The sequence below is a fragment of the Agrobacterium genomosp. 2 str. CFBP 5494 genome (assembly GCF_900013495.1).
Taxonomy (GTDB): domain Bacteria; phylum Pseudomonadota; class Alphaproteobacteria; order Rhizobiales; family Rhizobiaceae; genus Agrobacterium; species Agrobacterium pusense.
The window spans coordinates 600558-615730 of sequence record NZ_LT009719.1 but is presented as its reverse complement, the minus strand read 5'-3'; the positions used below and the strand labels follow the sequence as shown (position 1 = coordinate 615730).

The following is a 15173-nucleotide window of genomic DNA, read 5'->3' as shown; positions in this document are numbered from 1 at the left end:
GCTCCGAAACTGCACCTGGCTTGGTCACCGTGGACGACCTCCCCAACTGGCCTCCTCCAAGATGCTTTTGGGGAGGTCTCTTTTTGAGATATCGCAGTTTCAACCTGTGTTGCCTGCCAGCCCGGGATTCGACCTCGCACACGACCATGTCCTATTTGCCCGCCGCCTTGATGATTTCGGGAGAGGCGCCGTATTTCTGCTTCGTGAGACGGTGGTAGGCAAGGAATTCGCTGGCGGGAAGCGCTTTCGCAAACAGCCATCCTTGACCGAAATCCACACCCTGACCTTCCAGATAGTCCCGCTGGTCTTCCGCCTCGATACCTTCTGCCACGGTGAACAGGCCAAGCGCTTTCGCCATGCCGATGATGTGTGATGTGACCGAACTCGTTGCGGTATCTTTGCCCACCGTGTCGACAAAGGATTTGTCTATCTTCAACGCGTCCAGAGGCAGGCCCTGCAAATATTGAAGGCTGGAGTAGCCGGTTCCGAAATCGTCGATCGCCACCGAATGGCCGTGCTGGCGCGCCTCGGCAAGGGTGACCTTTGCCGCGTTGATGTCGATGAAGCCACGCTCGGTGGCCTCAAGCCAAATCTGCTCGGGCCGGATGTCCGTATGCTGAAGCTTGCTGGCGATGACCGCGAGAACACGCCCAGACTTGATGTCGTCCGCGCAGAGATTAATGGCGATGTGCAGGGTTCGGTCCTCGACAAGCACCTTGCGAAGATCGGCAATGACGGCGTCGATGACCTGATCGGTGATCGGCATGATCAGGCCGCTTTCTTCCGCCAGGGGGACAAACAGGTCGGGGCGGACAAGCGTACCGTCCGGCCGCCTCCATCGCACCAGCGCTTCCGCCCCCACGCAGATGCCCGTCTTCAATTCCACGATCGGCTGGTAATGAACGATGAATTCCCGTTTGCGAACGGCGATCTCGAGCTCCGCGAGTGGCGACAGGCGCCTCTTCGACAACCATGCCACGATGCCGACCACTAAGGCCGCGACGATTGCCCCGGCGGGAAGAAACAAGATCCGTTCACGCCGCACCTGCTCTGCGACGTTGGAACGTGGCTCCATCGCAATCGCCACCAGATCGTCACGGCGGCTGACAGCATAGATGGTGTCTTCCGTCATGCCCTTTTCGGACTTGCCGAGCGGTGCCGGCACGAGGGCGCGGTCAGGTGCATTCAGTTCATTTATCAAAATGCCCCGGTCGTTCGTAAGAGCGAGGGACATGCTGTCGTCCATGAGGATGTCGACAAAACGCGAGGGTTTGACAAGTGCGCCGTGCGCGCCGCGGTGAAGGGCGATCATCCGTGTGCCGCGACTGGCGCTTGGCTCCACGCGAATAGCCACCTCTAATCCCTGACCGGTCGTAAAATCGATCGGCGATTGGCGTATCGTTTCCTGGGTGGCTCCCCAGGAGGTGCATTTTAGAATGCCGTTTTCGAAATATCCGATTTCTTCCACTGACGGTGCATTTATCGTCAGTCTGCGCATCAGTTCTATGTGGTCGTTGGAACAGGAAGGCAAGCGGCCAGCTTCCACATCATCGAGCGCATTCTCTGCGTCCCTGAACGTGTCCGACGCCCGTTGAGTAGCCTGATCGGCAAGCGTCTTCAAAATGTCCTGATCCTTCCTGACCGCGATGATCCATGATGCGTAGGCCATGGTGGCGATCGGTATCATCGCGCCGAGAAGCCCCAGAATTATTCCAGTCGTGATGACGCGGTTTCGTCTTGTTTCCATCACCGGTCCCTCGGCATGTGCAATGCTGGCCCCATAGCCATCAACCCCATGAGATATTCCTGCCGCAGATGGTCGCCTGCCGATGTGCACCCGGAAGGGGCGTCCGAAGGTTTGACCAAATGGCTGCCCTGATCGCTGCATACACGTTTTCGTTGAGCGGGTCTTGATCCGAACTGATCCCTCGACGCAATTCCAAGCTCTGTCGGAATTATCTCAACGATCCGGCCTGCCGTTACGCCGGATTCTTACGGGTGTTTTCTCGGGCTTTGTTAAGGGTCGCTGTTCATCTGAGGTTCATGTGCAGGAGGCGAATTTGTCTCCGGTCGCTCCGCCAAGCGGCACGATAGAGGCTCGTTGTTTGAAAAGAACAACGGGCCTCTTTTGGTTCTGGGGCAAAACTGTATTGCGTTCATCCAAAAGCCGCGCGAATGCGGTGGCCTTGGGTGGAATGTTTCAAGGGGTCAACCCTGGAAGAACGGCACGGATGTGGTCACCCAAGGCCCTGGCCGCCGGGGAGCTCTGCGGGCCGGAGCATTCGATTGCTATGCCGATTGTCGGCAGCGGAGGCAGCCAGCTTTTAACGACGTGCAGATCCGGTGGAACAGCGGTTCTCGTGAGCACGCTGATGGCATGGCCGGATCGCGCAATTGCGATGAGACCCGCTAGGCTGTTGCTGGCAAAGGCGATCCTGTAGCGGCGATTGGCGGTTTCCATGGCGTTGCACGCCGCGCGATGATCCAGCGTCGCCGGTGCCGAAAGAGCGAGCGGCAGCACATCCTTGGCAAGAAGTTCCGTGTCCGGCCTGTCCGCCACCCAGACGAAGCTTTCCCTTCGAAGAACCTCGGAGTGATCCGGTTCCGAGCGCGAAACCAGCGCCATGTCGATCTGACGGCGCTGAAGGAGAGGGCGCAGCTCTATCGTCGGCGCGCAGACCATACGCAAATCCACTTCCGGATAGGTGGCGCAGAAGCCCCTGAGCAATTCGGGAAGAAAGGCGATGGAATAATCTTCGGGACATCCGAGGCTAACCGTGCCTTGGACCGTGGCGCCGTTCATGTCGGCGAGGATTTCGTCATGACGGGCAAGCAGGGTGCTGGCTTGGGCCAGCAGTTTTTCGCCCGCCGCCGTCACCCGTACGCCCGCACCGGTTCGTTGCAGCAACGGTTGCCCCACCTGTTCTTCCAGCCGCTGCATCTGTGTGCTGAGCGCCGATTGCGTGCGCCCCACCTGCGTCGCTGCGGTGCTGATGGAGCCTGCGCGGGCAACGGTGACAAAGTTCTTCAGAAGTGTGAGATCAAGCATGGCGATATCAAAATTATCTATATCCGCTTGAAATACTATCAATTGGACTGCCGCTGCAAGAGCCTGTTATCGTCCGGCAAAATCAGACACAGGGAACCTCGGCATGGACGATCTTTCGAAGAACTTCACATCGTTGAATGCGGAGCCGGCCTTCTGGGCGGCGGCCAACAGACATCTCACCCGTTATGGGCCGGCCTTCGAGGAGATCATTGTTGAGCGGGCCGAGGGGAGTTTCGTTTATGATGCGGATGACCGTGCCATCCTCGATTTCACCTCCGGCCAGATGAGCGCCCTGCTCGGGCACACCCATCCCGACATCGTCGCCACCGTCAACCGGCAGATGGCGTCGGTTGCGCATCTGTTTTCCGGGATGTTGTCCCGTCCCGTGGTCGAGCTCGCGGCGAGGCTGGCAGCTCTCGCGCCGGGTCTCGACCGGGTACAATTGCTGACTACGGGCGCCGAATCCAACGAGGCGGCCATCCGTATGGCGAAGCTCGTCACCGGTGGTCACGAGATCGTCGCTTTCGCCCAGAGCTGGCACGGAATGACCGGCGCAGCGGCTTCCGCGACCTATAGCGCCGGCCGCAGGGGCTATGGCCCTGCAACGGCTGGCTCGCTCGTCATCCCCGCACCGAATGCCTATCGTCCGCGATTCAGGAATTCTGATGGATCGAATGACTGGAAGGCGGAGCTTGATGACGCCTTCGAACTGATCGACCGCCAGTCCACCGGCAATCTTGCCGCCTTCATTGCCGAACCAATTCTGTCGAGCGGTGGCATCCTCGAATTGCCCGTCGGCTATCTTGCCGCGCTCAAGAAGAAGTGCGTCGAGCGCGGCATGCTGCTCATCCTCGATGAAGCCCAGACCGGGGTCGGAAGGACCGGGCACATGTTCGCCTTTCAGCGGGATGGCGTTACACCCGACATCATGACGCTGTCAAAAACGCTGGGGGCCGGCCTCCCGCTCGCCGCGGTAATGACCAGCGAGGAGGTGGAGCAAAAAGCCTTTGAGAGAGGTTTTCTCTTCTATACGACCCACGTGTCGGATCCGTTGCCTGCCGCTGTCGGCGTTACGGTTCTCGACGTGGTGGCCCGCGATGGTCTTGTCGAGCAGGCAATCGCCCGTGGCAACCGCCTGAAGGAAGGCCTTCTTTCACTTCAACAGCGGTTCGAATGTGTCGGCGACGTGCGCGGCCGCGGGCTTCTGCTGGGGCTTGAGGTCGTGGCCGACAGGCATACGAAAGCGCCCGGTTTCGAGCTCGGCGCCCGCATCATGCAGGAGGCGATGCTGCGAGGGCTCAGCATGAACATCGTCAAACTGCCCGGCATGGGCGGTGTTTTCCGCATTGCGCCGGCGCTCACCGTATCCGATGCCGAGATCGACCTCGGGCTGGAAATACTGGCGGACTCAATCGAATCCGCCCAGGCGACGCGGTAGCATGTCGATGCCGGGCTTCTTTCCTGAAAATCAGGCGAGAAGCGCCGGCGTCTTCCGAAGTGCTTCCGCCCAGACCGCGTAACCTGCGGTGTTAAGGTGAACCAGGTCGGGAAGATAATAGCGGAACATCGGCAGGCCGTTTTCCCCCATAAGGCCGGCATTCGGGTCCAGCCAGACGGCGTCGTTGGAGTTTTCGCACCAGTCCTGCGCCATGCGGTTGAAAAGGTCGAATTCGCCACGATAAATCCAGCGCGCGGGGCTGTGCTTGATGGCCAGAACAAAAACCTGCGTCTGCGGCAGCGCCTGCAGGATGCGATGCCTGAGCCCCTGCAGATGTTGCAGCGCCGTGGCCGCCTTTAAGCCATCGCTGGCTATGTCGTTCTCGCCGAAATAGAGCGCCACTCTCCGGGGTCTCAGCGGCAGCAGGAGTTTTTCCATGTAGTGAACGGCCGAGAGGCAGGTGCCGCCCCCAAAGCCGAGATTGACGATGTCGAGCGTGCCCAGATCCTCGGCGATGGAGTTCCATATCCGGAAAGATGAGGAGCCATAAAAGGCAATCGGGTCCTCCGGCAGCCCGAGTCGCTGAAGGCGCGTCAGGATGGTGAGGATATCGTTTTCGTGGCGGCTGGTGCCGATGCTGGGCGGGTAATCGTACATGTTGGTCCCTGGTATTGTGAAGGCCGGACACCAGGTGTCCAGCCGGCGTTTCCATTCAGGAAAGCGTCTTCTGCAGAACCGCCAGGGCTCCCTTCGTCAACGCGTCGTCATCGCCCATTGATATTCTGAGGCCAAATACGCCAGCGGCAATCAGATAGAGATCGTTGAGCCCATCATTGCCCACAATCGCCGCATCGTCTCCCTCTGCGTACCATCCCGCATCGCGGGCCTGCCGAAATTCCTGTCCGATGACCAGCCCACGGACATAAGACCGCAGCTGCTGTGCCGACAGTTTGCCGGCGAGCCCGCCGGTGCGTGCGGAAAACAGCAGCGACAGCATGGCTGCGGATTTTTTGGCCTCTTTCAAACCCCACAGGTATGCCTCCGGATCGTCGACCGGCGGCTGTGCGGAACCGCGCGCGATGAAGGAGTGATTGATGAGGAGGTTGAAGATTTCACCGGTCACGAATGTCTGGAAACCGTCGATCCGCCCTGCCTTCACCCGTGCCCATTTGCTGTGTGTTCCGGGGATGATGAGGGTGACGTCTTCCGTAAGGCCGTGGCCGACGATCTGGGTTTCCTCGCCGCGCATGACATCCGGAAACGGCTGGCGGCCGGGGTCGTTCAGGCCTGGCAGGAATACAAGGTCGGACCCATTGGGCAACGTCCTGCGCACCGTGCCGGCGGCAAGTTCCGCCGGTCCCGCCGGGCAGGGCACATAGGCCACCTCGACCCAGCCGTTGCGGCTGGTGATCATGCCGAGCGCGGCCACGGGCAGAGCGCCGTTTTTTGAAAACCAGGGGGCGAGTGCGCTCATGAGGGCAGGCTCATGTTGCCCTTCGGCAAGGCTCGAAATGCCGTCGGCGGTTTCCAGATGTTCAAGTTCCACCCCGTCGTTACCGACAAGCGCCGCTCGCAATGATGTCGTTCCCCAATCGACGATGATCGATGTCGCCCGTGCTGCCATTTCCCTGAACCTCCTCGTTCATTTCATCTGGGGGCTTGTCATAGGGCTCAAGTCTATGTAGTGTCAATTAGTGAATTCAAGGTATCAATATATGATACTTAATTGGGAGGAGTAAGATGGTGGCTGGCCTGAAGGGAATTTTGCCCGTTTTGCCAACGCCTTTTCTGGCGGATGGCGGTATTGACCAAGCGGGTATGGAGCGACTGGTGATCTTCGCGCTCGAAAAAGGCGTGGATGGTGTGGTGTTCCCGGGTTTTGCCAGTGAGGTTGAGACTTTGGATGCTGCAGAGCGTGCGTCGCTGCTGAAGATCGTTGTTGATGCTGTTGCTGGCCGGGTGCCGGTCGTGGCGGGCGCGAGCGCGGCAGACTGGAGAGACGTGGTTGAACATGGCCGCGCCGCATCTGATCTCGGTATTCGCCACCTGATGGTTCAGCCGCCAAAACCGGTCGGGACGGATGCGCCGGCGCTGATCGAGTTTCTGGGTAAGGTTGTCGAGGCGCTGCCCGGTGTCGAAATCATCCTGCAGAACGCGCCTGCGCCGCGCGGGTCTGATCTGTCGCCGGAGGCGATTGTCGAGATCGTCCGGTCTCTGCCGCAGGTCACCTACGTCAAGGAAGAAACGCTGCCGGCCGGTCCCGCCATCAGCCATATCATCGCCCATGCGCCCTCAACATTGAAGGGTATCATCGGCGGCGGCGGCGCCCGTTACATTCTGGATGAATATGCGCGTGGCGCGACCGCTGCCATGCCGGCGCTGGAGATCGTCGAGGAACACGTGGCAATAGATCGCGCTCTCCGCGCAGGCCGTCAGGATGAGGCCCGGAAAATCTATGTCCGCACTCTTCCGCTTCTGGTTCTGCAGGCGGTTTATCGCATGCGGCTGACCAAGTACGTGCTGGCCCGCCGTGGGGTGATCGAGGGTCTCGGTGTCCGCGCGCCCACCCCGGAACTCGACAAGGCGGCGATTGCCGATATCGACGCCAACCTCGTCGAGCTCGGCCTTGTCGCCCCGGAGGCCGCATGAACAGCCCCGTTGCAACAATCGAAGTCTTCACGCTGACCCAGCCACGCAAGGTTCCCTATCTCGGAGCGCTGCGGGAAGGTGAAGTGGTCAACCCCAATGGATACATCGTCAGAAAGGGCAACCGCACGGTCTATCCAACCTTCGACCGCAGCGTGCTTCTGCGAATGACGACGGAAGCCGGCACCGTCGGCTGGGGTGAGACCTATGGCATCGTTGCGCCCGGTGCGGTGGCGGCTCTCATCAACGACCTGCTGGCCGGTTTCGTGATCGGCCGCGATGCATCCGATCCATCGGCGATCTACGACGATCTTTACGATATGATGCGCGTGCGCGGTTATACCGGTGGCTTTTACGTGGATGCGCTTGCTGCAATCGATATCGCCCTCTGGGATATTGCCGGACAGGAAGCCGGAAAATCCATTCGAGACCTGCTGGGTGGCGGCGTGGACAATTTTTCGGCCTATGTTTCCGGCCTGCCGGAGAAGACGCTGAAGGCGCGCGGAGAGCTGGCGAAATACTGGCAGGATCGTGGCTTCGACGCCTTTAAATTCGCCACGCCCGTTGCCGATGATGGGCCGGCGGCGGAACTTGCCAATCTCCGGCAGGTGCTCGGCCCGCAGGCGAAGATCGCCGCCGATATGCACTGGAACCAGACACCGGAGCGAGCGCTGGAGCTCATCGCAGAAATGCAGCCATTCGATCCATGGTTCGCCGAGGCGCCCGTCTGGACGGAGGACATTGCCGGGCTGGAAAAGGTTTCGAAGAATACCGACGTGCCGATCGCGGTGGGCGAGGAATGGCGCACCCATTGGGATATGCGCGCCCGCATCGAACGCTGCCGTATCGCGATCGTGCAGCCGGAAATGGGCCATAAGGGTATCACCAATTTCATCCGTATCGGCGCTCTCGCAGCCGAACACGGCATCGACGTTATACCGCACGCTACCATTGGCGCCGGCATATTCCTTGCCGCCAGCCTGCAGGCATCGTCGACGTTGCCGACGCTGAAGGGGCACGAATTCCAGCATTCGATCTTCGAGCCGAACCGCCGCCTGCTGGAGGGCGACATGGATTGCCGCGAAGGCAAGTATCACCTGCCGTCGGGTCCGGGACTGGGCGTAAGACCGTCGGAGGCGGCGCTCGCCCTTATTGAACGTATCTGATTTGGTTCTTTGGAGGAGGAAACCATGACCAAAAGAATGAAGAAGCTGGCGCTGGGTACGGCGACCGCCGTTTTGATGACGATGAGCGCCGTTGCCCCTGCCATGGCCGATACCGTCCTGAAATTCATTTCCTGGCAAACGGATGACGCGGGAACGGGTGAATGGTGGCGTTCGGCAATCGCCGCCTTCGAGAAGCAGCATCCCGGCGTGAAGATCGAGTTCACCAAGGCGGAACGCAGCTCCTACGCGGATACGATGACCACGCTTTTCGCTGCCAACCAGCCGCCGCAGATCGTGCATCTCGCATCCTTCGAGTTCCAGATGTTCGCCGACAGCGGCTGGCTGGAGCCGCTCGACCCGTGGCTTAAGAAGGACGGCATCGACATGACCGGCTGGGCCGGTCAGCAGAAATGCGAATGGAACGGTGAGACCGTGTGTATTATGACGAACTACTTCGGCTTCGTCATGGCTTATAACAAGAAGATACTGGATGAGGCGGGCATCGCGGTTCCGAAGACCTATGACGAGTTTCTGGCGGCAGCAAAAGCCACCACCAAGGATTTGAACGGTGACGGTATCATCGACCAGTTCGGGACCGGCCACGAGACCAAGGGCGGTCCCGGGCAATATCTGACGGAGATGCTGAACTACATCCTCGACGCCGGCGCCTACTGGACCGACAAGGACGGCAATATCACCATCGATACGCCGCAGATGGTGGAGGGTCTTTCACGCTGGAAAACCGTCATGAAGAGCGGGATCAGCCCGGTCGACATGAGCGCCAGCGACGTGCGCAAGCTTTTTGCCGATGGCAAGATGGCGATGCGTCTCGACGGGCCTTGGCTTTACGGCACCACCGAGAAGGGTTCAGCCAAGGCTGACATCGTTTACGCGGCACCCCCGCTTCATCCGCCGCTGGGTGGATCGTCCAACGTGCTCGCCATGCCGGCCGATATTCCCGACGACCAGAAGGCGCTCGTCTGGGATTTCATCAAGCTGACGATGTCGCCGGAGTTCCAACGCAGCTATGCCACCCTTGGCGGCAACACCCCGCCAAGCCCCAAGGCCGACGTGTCGGGTGTCGAAAAGACCATCCCGCATTTTCCGGTACTGATCGAGACGATGAAGGCCGCATCCGAGGCGGGTATCGACCGCATTCCGACCGGGCTTGAGCTCTTCTACAATGAATTCAGCAAGATGGTGATGGAAGAAAGCCAGCGGATGATCATTCAGGACCTCGATCCCGCGGAGGTGGCAAAGACCATGCAGGCGAAGGCCGAGGCCATCAAGGGCTGATCCCGTTTTGCCATGGCCCGGCTGGCGGGCCGTGGTTACCATCCGCATCCGGCAGGAGGACCATCCATGACCGCACCCGCTCGGGCCGGGCGCCGCAAGTTCTTTGATCTTGCGCGTCCCAGCCGGCAACATCTCCTCGGCTATATTCTGATCGCACCCGCGGTCCTGATGGTTGCCGCCATCATCGTCTGGCCGCTTGTGCTGGCCATCGACCTGTCTTTCCAGCAGGTCAAGATACCGCGGCTCGGTGGCGCAAGCCGGCCGTTTTCACTCAGCAATTACACCTGGCTTTTCTCATCGCCGGAATTCTGGCTCGCCTGCTGGGTGACGCTGAAGCTGGTTGTCGTCGTCACCGCGGGCAGCGTGGCCGTTGGCCTCAGCACGGCGCTTCTGGCCAATAACCGCTTCAAGGGCCGAACCGTTGCGCGGCTGGGAATGGCGCTGCCCTGGGCAGTGCCGGAAATCATCGCGGTCGTCATCTTCGCGTGGATGTTTGATACGTCCTTCGGGCTGTTCGGATGGCTGGCGATAAAGCTCGGTTTCACCGACCAGATGATCCCGTGGGTGAGCAGTTCGACGGCCGCCTTCTGGGCAGTCGCTATCACCATGGTCTGGAAGGGTTTTCCTTTCGTGTCGATCATGTGCCTCGCTGGTCTGCAATCCATTCCGGCCGATTATTATGCGGCCGCCAAGGTGGATGGCGCGAGCGTCTGGCAGCGCTTCCGCTGGATCACTATGCCGCTTTTGATGCCGGTGCTGGGCGTGACGCTGGTGCTGACGCTTCTGTGGGTGTTCCGCGACTTTTCCATCATCAAGGTTCTGACCGGTGGCGGACCGCTGAGGTCGACCCAGACCCTGTCGATCATGACCTATGACCAGGCCTTCCAGTATCACAATTTCGGCCGCGCCGCCGCCGTCGGCGTGCTGACACTGGTGATCTGTATCGTCGCGAGCCTTCTGATGCTCGGCCGGCGTTCGAAATCGATCTATTGAGGAGGCTTTGATGAAACGGACATTTTTACAGAGCCTTGCCCTTTACGCGACTGTCATCTTCACGCTGGTGATGATCCTGTTCCCGGTCTACTGGCTTCTGGTCACGGCGCTCTCCACCACCGATGAACTGTACCGCCTGCCGCCGACCTTCTGGCCGGATGATGCGCAATGGGACATTTTCGCCAGGGTCTGGGCGGCGAAGCCGATCCTGCTATGGCTGTGGAACTCGATGCTTGCGGCCGTCGGCTCGGTGGCGCTGTCGATGCTCGTCTCCGTCAGCGCCGGTTATGCGCTGTCGCGTTATTCCATGCGGGGCGGCGCGACCATGGGTCTCTTCGTCCTGACGGCGAAGATGCTTCCTGCAACGCTGCTCGTCATTCCGCTGTTTTCGATCTTTTCCAGCTTCGGTCTGATCGGTAGCCTCTGGACACTGGTGCTGGCGCATTCGACCATGATCATTCCTTTCGCCACATGGATGCTGAAAGGCTATTTCGACACCATTCCGAAGGAACTGGAGCAGGCCGCGATGGTCGACGGTTGCTCGCCGATCGGTGCAATGGTCCGGGTCGTGCTTCCGATCGCCACACCCGGTCTTGCTGCCACGGCACTTTATGCCTTCGTGCTCAGCTGGGCGGATTACGCCTATGCCCGCACCTTCCTCGTCAACTCGCCGGACAACTGGACGGCCAATCTCGGCATCACCACGATGCAGGGCGAATACGTCACCTACTGGAACGACATTTCCGCCGCATCCGTGTTCATCGCGCTGCCGATCATCGCAATCTACCTGTTTCTGGAACGTTATTTGGTCGGCGGACTCACCGCTGGCGCGGAGAAATAAGCATGGCCAATATTTCCATTCGCAATGTCAGCAAGTCCTATGGCGCCCTCAACGTGCTCAGGCCCTTTTCGCTCGAGATCGAAAACGGCGAGTTCGTGGTGCTGGTCGGGCCTTCCGGCTGCGGCAAGTCGACGATGCTGAAAATCCTTGCGGGCCTTGAACCGGCAAGCGAAGGGCAGATCTTCATCGGCGAAAACGAAGTCACGGATCTGGCGCCGGGTGACCGCGACATCGCCATGGTGTTTCAGAATTACGCGCTTTATCCGCACCTGACGGTCCGGCAGAACATCGGCTTCGGCCTGAAGATGCGCGGCACGGACAAGACGGAGATTGATCGCCGGGTGGATGACGCGGCGCGCATTCTCGAGGTAACGCCCTATCTCGATCGCAAACCAAAGGATCTTTCGGGCGGACAGCGGCAGCGCGTGGCGCTCGGCCGCGCCATCGTGCGTCAGCCGCAGGCCTTTCTGATGGACGAACCGCTGTCCAACCTCGATGCCAAGCTGCGCGTCCACATGCGTGCCGAAATCGGCGCCCTGCACAAGCGTATCGGTGTCACCACCGTTTATGTGACGCATGACCAGGTGGAAGCCATGACCATGGCGGACCGGGTGGTTATCATGCAGGGCGGCATCATCCAGCAGATCGCGGCGCCCGATGAGCTTTTCAACAATCCGGCCAACCTCTTTGTCGCCGGTTTCATCGGATCGCCCGGCATGAATTTCCTCAACGCGGAACTGCGTGACGGCGCACTGACTGTTTTCGGACAGAAGGTAAAGCTGCCGGCGGCATCTGCCAGGCAGGGTAGCGTGATCGTGGGCTTGCGGCCAGAGCATCTCGTTCTGGGCGATGGGCCGGTGACCTTCAGCGTTCGCCCGACGCTGGTGGAAAGTCTGGGATCGGAAAAATACGTCTATTTCGATGCGGAAGGCGCAAGGGTCGCAGATGGCGAGGAGGGCAGATCCAAGGGGCTGATCGCCCGTGTCTCGCATAGCGGCAACCTTCGGGCTGACGAAGCGCTTCAGCTCGGCTTTGATCCGGCACAGCTTTATCTCTTCGACGCAAAGACCGGAGCACGGCTATGATCCTCGTCACCGGATCGGCAGGCCGTGTGGGTCGTGCTGTCGCCGCTGCCTTGCGTATGGACGCTCGGGCGGTCCGCGGCTTTGACCTTCGTCCGTCGGGTACGGGCGGTGAGGAGGTCGTCGGATCGCTGGAGGACGGGCAGGCGCTGTCCAAAGCCATGGAAGGTGTGAGCGCCGTTCTGCATCTCGGGGCCTTTATGTCATGGGCGCCGGAGGACCGGGACCGCATGTTTGCGGTCAATGTCGAAGGCACGCGCCGTCTTCTGGATGCGGCCGCAGCCGCAGGCGTGCAGCGGTTCGTCTTCGCCTCTTCAGGAGAAGTCTATCCGGAAAACCGCCCCGAATTCCTGCCGGTCACCGAGGATCATCCGCTTCGCCCCAATTCGCCCTATGGCCTGACCAAGCTTCTGGGCGAGGAACTGGTTCGCTTTCACCAGCGGACTGGCAGCATGAAAACCGTGATCCTGCGCTTTTCTCATACGCAGGATGCGGCTGAGCTGCTGGATGAAGACAGCTTCTTCTCTGGCCCGCGTTTTTTCCTGCGGCCGCGCATTCGACAGCAGCAGAATTTCGGGAACGTTGCGATTGCCGAACTGCTACAGTCCCGGGATATCGGCGAAGCGTCGCATATATTGGCGCGCAATGAAAACGGCCGGCCATACCGCATGCACATAACCGATACACGCGATATGGTGGCGGGGATCCTGCTCGCCCTCGATCACCCTGACGCGGCGGGCTGCATCTTCAATCTCGGCGCGGATGAGCCCTCCGATTTCGCCGAGCTTCTGCCGAAAATTGCCGCGGTGACCGGCCTCCCCATCGTGACTGTCGATTTTCCCGGCGACGGCGTTTATTACCATACGTCCAACGCGCGGATCAAAAACACTCTGGGGTTTGAGGCACAATGGACGATGGACCGGATGCTGGAAGAGGCGGCCGCCGCAAGGCGGCAGCGTCTCGCGAAGGAGACGCGATGAAACCCGAGACACCGGGCGGCACCGCTGCGCTGGCGAAGGGGTTGACCCTTCTCGACATGGTGGCCGATGCGCCGGAGCCGCCGCGTTTTGCAGAACTGTTGCGGGCCTCCGGCCTGCCCAAGCCGACTTTTGCCCGTATCCTGCGCACCCTCATAGCCTATGGGCTCGTCCGTCAGGATGAGGCGCGTGGAACCTATGTTCTGGGCCAGCGCTTTCTCGAAATGTCCCACAAAGTCTGGGAGAGCTTCGATCTGGTATCGGCCGCGACACCCGAACTCGAGAGGTTGGCTGCCGAACTGGGCGAGACCGTAGCGCTCTGCCGGCTGGACGGTATCATGACGCAATATCTCGCGGAACGTTCTCCAAACGGTCTCTCCGTGCGGGTGGAAGTGGGACGCCGGGTTCCTTTGCATTGTACCGCGCCGGGCAAGGCGCTGCTTGCCTTTCAGGACCCCGCTGTCGGCCGTTCCCTGCTCGATCGGCTGACGCTCGATGCGCAGACGCCGCGGACGATTACCACACTCGATGCACTTCAGGCCGATCTGACGCTGACGCGGGCGAGGGGTTACTCGATCTCCTATGAGGAGCACCTGCCAGGGGTGAATTCCGTTGCCGCACCCGTCATGGGCCGTGACAATACGCCGATGGGTGTGCTTGTCGCGCTCGGGCCGTCGTCGCGGCTCGATGCGTCCAACATTCATCCTGCCGGGCGTGAACTGATTGCCGCTGCACGCCGGATTACCGGCGCCGCCGGGGCTGTCGCCATCAGCTCGCGGCCACGACCGCGTTCGGCAACAGGACGCCCCAGCGCCGAACTCAGCTGCATTCTTCCCTGGGGGGCGCAGCTTGGGGAAAGCCCGGTCTGGCATGAAGGCGAAAACGCGCTCTACTGGGTGGATATTCTGCACCCCGCCGTCCATCGTTTCGATCCCGCCACCGGCCGTAACGAAACCTGCGAGACAGGTAAGCTGGTCAGTGCCGTCATTCCAGTCTCCGGAGGGCGATTGCTGGTGGCGTCGCAGGATGGCGTCGAATGGCTGGACTTCACTTCGGGCCGGCTGACACCCTTCGTCAGCCCGGAGGCTGGCATTGGCGATAACCGCTTGAACGATGCCAAATGCGGGCCGGACGGCGCCATCTGGGTCGGGTCGATGCGCATCGATGCCTCCAAGCCCACCGGCGCGCTTTATCGGATCAATGCCGATGGGGCATTCGAACGCAAGGAAGGCGGCATCGTCGTCTCCAACGGTCTCGGCTGGAGCCCCGATGGCAGGACGTTCTATTTCGTCGATACGGTGCCCGGCCTTATCCATGCCTATGATTGTGATCCGACGACCGGCGCCCTGTCGCAGCGCCGCGAATTTGCCCGTATTCCCGTGGCCGACGGCCGTCCGGACGGCCTCGCCGTGGATGCGGAAGGCGGGGTGTGGTGTGCGATCTGGGACGGCTGGTGCGTGCGCCGCTATCTTCCGAACGGCAAGCTGGATCAGGTGATCGAGATGCCGGTGCCGCGCCCGTCGAGTGTGGCCTTCGGCGGGCCGGACCTGTCGACGCTCTTCATCACCAGTGCCCGCACGCGCCTGCCGGCATCCACGCTCGCCGACGCCCCGCTGTCTGGTGGCCTGTTCTCCTGCCGCCCCGGAATTGCCGGCGCGCGCATTTCACTGTTCGAAGGATAAATT

At 60.7% G+C, this 15173-nt stretch carries 13 protein-coding genes; 9 read left to right on the top strand and 4 right to left on the bottom strand.

Features of this window, described 5'->3' with window-relative positions; genetic code table 11:
• Positions 1–151: 151 nt before the first annotated feature.
• Complete coding sequence (locus AGR2A_RS17640; protein WP_072493644.1) at positions 152–1747, bottom strand: EAL domain-containing protein; 1596 nt, start codon at positions 1745–1747, stop codon at positions 152–154.
• A 453-nt stretch (positions 1748–2200) separates the two neighbouring features.
• Positions 2201–3049 (bottom strand): LysR family transcriptional regulator, encoded by an 849-nt coding sequence (locus AGR2A_RS17635; protein WP_072493643.1) that lies wholly within the window; start codon positions 3047–3049, stop codon positions 2201–2203.
• A 103-nt stretch (positions 3050–3152) separates the two neighbouring features.
• On the opposite strand from AGR2A_RS17635, the gene AGR2A_RS17630 reads away from it, so the two are divergent.
• Positions 3153–4487: an aspartate aminotransferase family protein gene (locus tag AGR2A_RS17630; RefSeq protein WP_072493642.1), complete on the top strand. Its 1335-nt coding sequence runs from the start codon at positions 3153–3155 to the stop codon at positions 4485–4487.
• A 30-nt stretch (positions 4488–4517) separates the two neighbouring features.
• On the opposite strand, the gene AGR2A_RS17625 is transcribed toward AGR2A_RS17630, so the two are convergent.
• On the bottom strand, positions 4518–5144 hold the full coding sequence (locus AGR2A_RS17625; RefSeq protein ID WP_072493641.1) for a GDSL-type esterase/lipase family protein: 627 nt from the start codon (positions 5142–5144) through the stop codon (positions 4518–4520).
• A 55-nt stretch (positions 5145–5199) separates the two neighbouring features.
• Entirely contained in the window at positions 5200–6111 is a 912-nt protein-coding gene (locus AGR2A_RS17620) for a 2-dehydro-3-deoxygalactonokinase (protein ID WP_072493640.1), read from the bottom strand.
• Positions 6112–6227: 116 nt separating this feature from the next.
• Between AGR2A_RS17620 and AGR2A_RS17615 the strand changes: the two genes are divergently transcribed.
• From AGR2A_RS17615 to AGR2A_RS17580, 8 genes are all read left to right on the top strand, one after another.
• Entirely contained in the window at positions 6228–7136 is a 909-nt protein-coding gene (locus AGR2A_RS17615) for a dihydrodipicolinate synthase family protein (protein ID WP_072493639.1), read from the top strand.
• Positions 7133–8299 (top strand): mandelate racemase/muconate lactonizing enzyme family protein, encoded by a 1167-nt coding sequence (locus AGR2A_RS17610; RefSeq protein WP_072493638.1) that lies wholly within the window; start codon positions 7133–7135, stop codon positions 8297–8299. Before AGR2A_RS17615 ends, AGR2A_RS17610 begins: the two co-directional genes overlap by 4 nt.
• Before the next feature lie 24 nt (positions 8300–8323).
• Positions 8324–9595 carry an ABC transporter substrate-binding protein gene (locus tag AGR2A_RS17605; RefSeq protein ID WP_060942174.1) on the top strand — a complete coding sequence of 424 codons (1272 nt, stop codon included), beginning with the start codon at positions 8324–8326 and terminating at the stop codon, positions 9593–9595.
• A gap of 66 nt (positions 9596–9661) precedes the next feature.
• Entirely contained in the window at positions 9662–10588 is a 927-nt protein-coding gene (locus AGR2A_RS17600; protein WP_006698684.1) for a carbohydrate ABC transporter permease, read from the top strand.
• Positions 10589–10598: 10 nt separating this feature from the next.
• Positions 10599–11429, top strand: coding sequence for a carbohydrate ABC transporter permease (locus AGR2A_RS17595; protein ID WP_004438176.1), 831 nt, complete (start codon positions 10599–10601; stop codon positions 11427–11429).
• 2 nt (positions 11430–11431) lie between these two features.
• The gene (locus AGR2A_RS17590) at positions 11432–12514 is read left to right on the top strand and encodes an ABC transporter ATP-binding protein (protein WP_072493637.1); all 1083 of its coding nucleotides are present in this window, start codon (positions 11432–11434) and stop codon (positions 12512–12514) included.
• Positions 12511–13491 carry an NAD-dependent epimerase/dehydratase family protein gene (locus AGR2A_RS17585; protein ID WP_072493636.1) on the top strand — a complete coding sequence of 327 codons (981 nt, stop codon included), beginning with the start codon at positions 12511–12513 and terminating at the stop codon, positions 13489–13491. The genes AGR2A_RS17590 and AGR2A_RS17585 overlap by 4 nt, the downstream gene beginning before the upstream one ends.
• Positions 13419–15170, top strand: coding sequence for an SMP-30/gluconolactonase/LRE family protein (locus tag AGR2A_RS17580; protein WP_172965675.1), 1752 nt, complete (start codon positions 13419–13421; stop codon positions 15168–15170). Before AGR2A_RS17585 ends, AGR2A_RS17580 begins: the two co-directional genes overlap by 73 nt.
• The last annotated feature ends 3 nt before the right edge of the window (positions 15171–15173 follow it).